This is a genomic window from Staphylococcus sp. EG-SA-2, assembly GCF_017152085.1.
In genome coordinates, this window is the sequence record NZ_JACYHC010000329.1 from 1 (window position 1) to 6953 (window position 6953).

General features: G+C 34.5%; 9 protein-coding genes. 5 read left to right on the plus strand and 4 right to left on the minus strand.

The window, feature by feature from the left end; genetic code table 11:
* Together IDG60_RS03160 and IDG60_RS03165 are read left to right on the plus strand one after the other, a co-directional pair.
* A partial coding sequence (locus tag IDG60_RS03160; protein ID WP_206160489.1) for a ferrous iron transporter B occupies window positions 1-1035 on the plus strand: 1035 nt, incomplete at its 5' end.
* 96 nt (window positions 1036-1131) lie between these two features.
* Window positions 1132-2022: a CobW family GTP-binding protein gene (locus IDG60_RS03165; RefSeq protein WP_000706515.1), complete on the plus strand. Its 891-nt coding sequence runs from the start codon at window positions 1132-1134 to the stop codon at window positions 2020-2022.
* A gap of 146 nt (window positions 2023-2168) precedes the next feature.
* Here IDG60_RS03165 and IDG60_RS03170 read toward each other — a convergent pair whose 3' ends face one another.
* From IDG60_RS03170 to IDG60_RS03185, 4 genes are all read right to left on the minus strand, one after another.
* Window positions 2169-2999, minus strand: a complete 831-nt coding sequence (locus IDG60_RS03170) for an alpha/beta hydrolase (protein ID WP_000448918.1) — start codon at window positions 2997-2999, stop codon at window positions 2169-2171.
* A gap of 19 nt (window positions 3000-3018) precedes the next feature.
* Entirely contained in the window at window positions 3019-4029 is a 1011-nt protein-coding gene (locus tag IDG60_RS03175; protein WP_000836421.1) for an amidohydrolase family protein, read from the minus strand.
* Window positions 4030-4126: 97 nt separating this feature from the next.
* Window positions 4127-4831 (minus strand): SDR family NAD(P)-dependent oxidoreductase, encoded by a 705-nt coding sequence (locus tag IDG60_RS03180; protein ID WP_000161829.1) that lies wholly within the window; start codon window positions 4829-4831, stop codon window positions 4127-4129.
* Window positions 4824-5381 (minus strand): TetR/AcrR family transcriptional regulator, encoded by a 558-nt coding sequence (locus IDG60_RS03185; RefSeq protein ID WP_001224187.1) that lies wholly within the window; start codon window positions 5379-5381, stop codon window positions 4824-4826. The genes IDG60_RS03180 and IDG60_RS03185 overlap by 8 nt, the downstream gene beginning before the upstream one ends.
* 130 nt (window positions 5382-5511) lie before the next feature.
* Between IDG60_RS03185 and IDG60_RS03190 the strand changes: the two genes are divergently transcribed.
* The 3 genes from IDG60_RS03190 to IDG60_RS03200 form a co-directional block, all read left to right on the plus strand.
* Window positions 5512-5811 carry a DUF2316 family protein gene (locus IDG60_RS03190; RefSeq protein ID WP_000055856.1) on the plus strand — a complete coding sequence of 100 codons (300 nt, stop codon included), beginning with the start codon at window positions 5512-5514 and terminating at the stop codon, window positions 5809-5811.
* Window positions 5812-5830: 19 nt separating this feature from the next.
* Window positions 5831-6652: an NmrA/HSCARG family protein gene (locus IDG60_RS03195; protein ID WP_000651837.1), complete on the plus strand. Its 822-nt coding sequence runs from the start codon at window positions 5831-5833 to the stop codon at window positions 6650-6652.
* Between the two features lie 16 nt (window positions 6653-6668).
* On the plus strand, window positions 6669-6953 hold a 285-nt coding region (locus tag IDG60_RS03200; protein WP_156978994.1), incomplete at its 3' end, for a VOC family protein.

Here is a 6953-nt window from a genome sequence, read left to right on the forward strand (position 1 = left end):
GGTATCGCTTATCAATTTTCAGATTGGTTTCAAAATCAGTATGTATCAGCATGGATAGAATATTTAACTCAAACAACATTGCTCAATCACGATATATTACAGCATATATTATTTGGTGATTATGGTGTGCTATCACTTGGAACATATTCGCTCGTATGGGCATTGCCGGTTGTAATATTAATTAGTTTATCAACTGCAATAATTGATCAAACAGGACTCAAATCATGGATGATATGGGCAATTGAACCGTCAATGTTATGGATCGGATTACAAGGTAATGATATCGTGCCACTATTAGAAGGATTTGGATGTAATGCAGCAGCTATTTCACAAGCAGCACACCAATGCCATACCTGCACGAAGACACAGTGTATGAGTTTAATAAGCTTTGGTAGTTCTTGTAGTTATCAAATAGGTGCGACATTATCTATTTTTAGTGTAGCTGGAAAGTCATGGCTATTTATGCCGTACTTAATATTAGTACTTTTAGGTGGCATCTTACATAATAGGATATGGTTGAAAAAGAATGATCAACAACTTAGTGTTCCGCTACCTTATGATAGGCAATTACATATGCCAAATATACGTCAAATGTTGCTACAAATGTGGCAAAATATACAAATGTTTATCGTTCAAGCGCTACCTATTTTTATCACAATCTGTCTTATTGTTAGTATTTTATCACTAACGCCAATTTTGAATGTTTTATCACAAATATTTACACCTATATTATCGTTATTAGGCATCTCTTCAGAATTGTCACCAGGGATTTTATTTTCAATGATTCGAAAAGACGGCATGCTCTTGTTTAATTTGCATCAAGGCGCCTTATTACAAGGAATGACAGCAACACAGTTACTACTACTTGTGTTTTTTAGTTCAACATTTACAGCGTGCTCGGTCACAATGACGATGCTTTTGAAACATTTAGGTGGTCAGTCAGCACTAAAATTAATTGGAAAGCAAATGGTGACATCATTGTCTTTAGTTATTGGTGTAGGCATCATTGTTAAAATAGTAATGCTGATTATTTAAAAAAATGAACTATAACTGAATATAGAGTCATGTCAGTCAATAGGAGATCTATCTTGGAATATGCTATTCATATGAAGTATAAGAGGAGAGTCGCAGATGAAAATAGTTATTATAGGTGGGTTTTTAGGTGGCGGTAAAACGACTGTCTTAAATCATTTGCTCGCTGAATCATTAAAGGAATCGCTGAAACCAGCAGTCATCATGAATGAATTTGGGAAAATGAGTGTTGATGGTGCCTTAGTATCTGAAGACATACCTTTAAGTGAACTGACAGAGGGGTGTATCTGTTGCGCAATGAAAGCAGATGTATCAGAACAGTTACATCAATTATATTTAAAAGAGCAACCAGACATTGTATTTATTGAATGTAGTGGGATTGCAGAACCAGTCTCTGTCTTAGATGCTTGTTTAACGCCTATTTTAGCTCCGTTTACAACAATTACACATATGATTGGTGTAATAGACGCAAGCATGTATAAACACATTAAATCATTCCCTAAAGACATCCAAGGCTTATTTTATGAGCAATTAGCATATTGTTCTGTCTTATTTGTTAATAAAATAGATTCAGCAGATGTTGAAACAACGAGCAAACTATTGAAAGATTTAGAAGTTATTAACCCAGAGGCCGATATACAAGTCGGTATGCATGGCAGCGTCACTTTGCCAATATCAGTTAGACAAATGACAGCAACTTCTGACAATAAACATGAATCATTACACAAAACAATAAATCATCAATTTGTGCAATCACCAGTCACATGTACTAAAGCAGAGTTTATAAAACGTTTAGCATGCCTTCCGTCTCATATTTATAGGTTGAAAGGGTTTATGACATTTGAAGACACCACACATACGTATCTCATTCAATTTACACAAGGCCAATATGAATTAACACCTGTAGCATTTTCAAAAAAAGTGCCAGAATATTTGGTGCTTATCGGAAAGGGTATTTCAAAAGAAGACTATCAATGTTTGGAACAGTAGTGTTTTCAGTGGAAGAGAATGGTTAACATGCCTTCATGTATAATAACGAGTTGATTTGAACGTTTAAACGTAAACAAAAATAAGCTTGGTCAGCCATCAAATATAATTTGAAAACTGTCCAAGCTGTTTTATTAGAGAACGATCAATTAACCCCACATATTTAATAATACATCAGCAAAGCCTTCAGGTTTTTGAATATAACCTAAGTGACCGCCTGGAATATCTACAATAGGTATGCCAGTTTCTTTGTTTATATAAAAGTTAACATCTTGTGGGAAGGAGCCTCTAGAATCTGTCCCATTTAGTAGGGTGATTTTATCGCTGTATTTTGTGAAATCATCCAAAGTAATATCTGAATGCGTATATTGTCTAATTTCAAATTCTGACCAGAACATCGTACGTTTGTACTGTTCTATACGTCCTTCTTCAGTATCAGCAGGTTGAGACATCATTTTTGCATCAATTGGTGCGATATTTAATGTTTCACCAAATGTTTTCATACCTTTTTCTAAGCCTTCTGTTAAAATTTGATGCACAATGTCATCATTTTTATCTTTCCAATAAGTACTGTCTGGTAAAAATGTATTAATTGGTGGTTCGTGAAATGCAATCTTTTTAACGACTTCAGGGTAATCTTTTAACACATGCATCGCAACGATTGAACCTGAACTTGAACCTAATATATAGACAGGTTCATCACTTAATGACTTTGCAAGTTCGGCAATGTCCTGTGCGTCGCGTTTGACACGATAATCACTGTCAGGGTTTGAAGCGGAATCAGGGAGTGGTTCAGTTAACTCGCTTTCTCCATAATCACGACGATCAACGGCTACAACAGTAAAATGGTCTTTTAACTGTTCTGCAAGAGGCAGAAAAATGTTTCCGGTACCGTTTGCACCAGGAATAAAGATGAGCACGGGTCCTTGTCCGACTTGGTGGTATCGTAATTTAGCGCCTTGTAATTCTAAAGTTTCCATATTCAATGACCTCCATTTGTTAATTGTTAGATGATAAACCTAATAATTTAGCACCATTTGTATAACTTATTTTCTCTTTTTCTTCATCTGTTAAACCCAGTTCATCTAAAAATACACCTAATTTTTCAGGCTCAATATATGGATAATCAGCAGCATAAAGAATTCTATCAATACCTACTTCTTTCTTGACTAAATCAAACTGTGGCTTCGTTAACATGCCACTTGGTGTGATATAAAAACTATTTTTAAAGTAATAGCTTACAGAGTGGTTCAAATGTTCAGCGAATAAAGCTTCATCCATACGTTCTAAGAAGAATGGGATAAACTCACCCCAATGTCCAATAATCATATTTAACTTTGGATAACGATCAAAAATGCCAGATAATACTAGATGTATTGCATGAATTCCGACATCAATGTGCCAACCATAACCAAAACAAGCAAATGTTGCCGCAGTTACTTCAGGATAATTTCCTTTATAGTATGATTGATAAATGTCACTGTTAACTGGCGCGGGATGTAGATAAATCGGTACGTCTAAATTTTCAGCTGTTTTGAAAATAATGTCATATTTGTCTTGATCAAGAAAACCATCTTGTGCACGTCCCATAATGAGCGCACCTTTGAATCCTAAATCATTGATGCAACGTTCGAATTCTCGCGCTGCGGCTTCAGGCTCATTGATAGGTAAAGTTGCAAAGCCTACAAAGCGATTGGGATATTGGGCAATATAGTTTGCCAATTGATCATTTGCTTTTTGACATAATTCAATGGCTTTCTGACCAACTAAATTTGAAGGAGATCCATTTCCATAAGATAAGACTTGAATTTGAACGTCTTGATTATTCATAAATTGGATACGTTCATCATGATGTGATAATTCGTCGGCATTTGTAAAACCTGTCTTTTTTTCAAGGCCTTCTAACATTACTTTCATCGGTACACCTTTAGGATCTGCTGATATCGCATTCATCGTTTCTTTTTGAATATCTTCAATGACATAATGTTCTTCAAACGTAATACTTTTCATTTAATTCGCCTCCATATTGTTTTGCATGTATATTGCATCTATTGCAGAAGCATTTTTTATATACCTCTAATTTCAATGTTTGTAACATAAAATTGATCTACCAAGGCATTTCTCCATCGCCATTAATAAATGTACCTGTTGGGCCATCTGCACCAATCGTTGCTAATTGAATGATTGGCTTGATTCCTTCAGAAACGTGTTTGGAATTATTACTAAAATCACCAACTAAATCAGTATTTGTAGCGCCTGGGTCAGCAGCATTGATTTGCATGTTAGGTAATCCTTTAGCGTATTGTAGCGTTAGCATTGTTACTGCCGATTTAGACGAACAATAAGCTAATGAATTCACTTTAGATTCAGCTGTTTCGGGGTTTGTAACCATTCCAAATGAACCTAAACCACTTGATACGTTGACGACAACAGGTTGTTCAGATTTTTCTAAGAGAGGGACGAATGTATTCATCATTCGTACGATACCGAATACATTCGTTTGATATACTTCTTCAACGTCACGAGGTGTCAATTTGGAAGGTGCTGAAAATTGACCAGATATACCTGCATTGTTAATGAGGATATCAAGACGGCCTTCTTTTTCAGCAATCATGTTATAAGCATTTTTGACTGAGTAGTCACTTGTAACATCTAACTGTACATAATGAACACCTAATTTTTGTGATGCTTGTTGTCCTCTTACATCATTCCGAGAACCTATATAAACTTTGTAACCCAATGCTTTAAGTGCCTCTGCACTTGCATAGCCTAACCCTTTATTGCCTCCTGTGATTAACACAATTTTAGTCATTACGTTCCACCTCATCTAAATAAATGTTTAATAAATAATTTCTGTACGCTTCAATTGAAATATGGCGATGCTCTATTTGGAAGGCAAATACACTAGTTGATAATGATTGCAACAGCATATCTGTTTTGAACTTCGTGTAAGTGTCGTCATCGCTTTTAAATAAGTCATAATAAAAATCAAATAATTCTTGATAAAATGCGCTTTGGTAAAAACGTAATTTATTGTTGCCTGCTTCAATACATTGCAGTAGTGCCTTATTATCGATTTTAAATTGTAAAAGATAATCTAACGACACTTGCATAACCTCATAATTAGAATGATAGTCATCTTTAATTTGCTTAAAATGAGTGATAAAAATATCAAGGTCTCTTTGTATGACGTAGTAGCATAAATCGCTTTTATCTTTGAAATGTCGATACAATGTCCCCATACCGATACCTAGTTCTTTAGCAATACGATTCATACTAATGTTTTCAACGCCTTCTTCATCAAAAAGTTTGTGCGCTATTTCTTCAATTCGTTGTCTATTCTCTTTTGCATCTTTTCGCATGATTACACCTACTTAAAATTCTCTAAAATTGACAAACGGATAACTATCCGTTTATTATAAAACGTGTTAAGAAAGTTAGCAATGAATTTGCAATAACTATTAAATATCATAAAAGAAAAGAGTGTTGATAATGTCTTTAAATAAAGAGCAAAGACGCATCACAGCTGAAGAGTTGCAAGCACATTTTGAAGAATCTACCTTATCGGTTCAAATGATTGCTGAAAAACTGAATGTCACTACAGAAGATGTGGAAAAAGTATTAGCTATGACAGCGCCACTAGGCATTTTTAGTCATCAATTACAACGATTTATTCATTTAGTATGGGATGTCAGAGATGTAATAAACGACAATATTAAAGGAAATGGACAAACACCAGAACCATATACGTATTTAAAAGGTGAAAAAGAGGACTATTGGTTTTTAAGATAAAAAGAGGAGTGGATCTAAAATGAAAGATATTTTAGTAATAGGCGCAACAGGGAAGCAAGGTAATGCAGTTGTAAAACAGTTGTTAGAGGATGGATGGTATGTAAGTGCATTAACTAGAAATAAGAATAATCGTAAACTTTCAGACATAGGACATCCGCATTTATCAATCGTTGAAGGTGATCTGAGTGATAATGTTAGTTTGCAATCAGCGATGAAAGGTAAGTATGGCTTATACAGTATTCAGCCAATCGTTAAAGATGATGTTAGCGAAGAATTAAGACAAGGTATGAAGATAATTGAAATAGCTGAGCAAGAAAATATTCAACATATTGTGTATAGTACTGCGGGAGGGGTTAATCGAAATCGAACTGGCCCACACTTTGAAGTACTAGCAAAAATAGAAAATAGATTAATGGAATCTAATATAAATGCAACAGTTATCAAACCATCATTCTTTATGGATAATTTTTTACGCATTGCTAAAGTCGAAGATGAACGTATTACATTACCAGAATTTATTAATCCGAATATAAAATTCACAATGATTTCTTCTATTGATATAGCTAAAATTGCATCGTATATTTTTGCACATCCACAAAGCTTTACGCATCAATCAATAGAGATTGGTTCCGATGAAGTTACATTAAGTGAAGCAGCAACAATTTTTAGTGAAGTGACAGGTAAATCTACTGTTATAGAAGGAGAATTTGTTAGTGGTGTTGCAGAAAAGCAATGGTTGGAAGAAAAAGGTTATGAAGTAGACTTTGAATTAATGGCTGAAATAAATCCAACAAGATTATCATTAAGTGATTGGCTTAAAGTCCAAAACTATAATAAGTAATGAATGGGGTGCAATCATGATTCAATCAATGTGGTTTAATTTGCATGTGCAAGATTTAGAAAAGAGCGCACAGTTTTATAAAGCGTTAGGATTTAAAATAAATAGAAACCCACAAATGTTAGATAAAATGGTCGGCATTCAAATAGGTCAAACAACCGTAATTTTAATAGAAAACAAGCATTTTCAAAATGTAAGTCAGCAAAGCCTTAATACTGAACCAAATGAAGTGATGATTTCTCTAGGTGTGAACACAAATGAAGAAGTTGACCAGTTGGTGAATAAAGTGAAAGAAGCGGGTGGC

Coding starts and splice junctions, on each gene's coding strand:
- IDG60_RS03165 (WP_000706515.1), top strand. CDS start 1,132: ATGAAAATAGTTATTATAGGTGGGTTTTTAGGTGGCGGTAAAACGACT.
- IDG60_RS03170 (WP_000448918.1), bottom strand. CDS start 2,999: ATGGAAACTTTAGAATTACAAGGCGCTAAATTACGATACCACCAAGTC.
- IDG60_RS03175 (WP_000836421.1), bottom strand. CDS start 4,029: ATGAAAAGTATTACGTTTGAAGAACATTATGTCATTGAAGATATTCAA.
- IDG60_RS03180 (WP_000161829.1), bottom strand. CDS start 4,831: ATGACTAAAATTGTGTTAATCACAGGAGGCAATAAAGGGTTAGGCTAT.
- IDG60_RS03185 (WP_001224187.1), bottom strand. CDS start 5,381: ATGCGAAAAGATGCAAAAGAGAATAGACAACGAATTGAAGAAATAGCG.
- IDG60_RS03190 (WP_000055856.1), top strand. CDS start 5,512: ATGTCTTTAAATAAAGAGCAAAGACGCATCACAGCTGAAGAGTTGCAA.
- IDG60_RS03195 (WP_000651837.1), top strand. CDS start 5,831: ATGAAAGATATTTTAGTAATAGGCGCAACAGGGAAGCAAGGTAATGCA.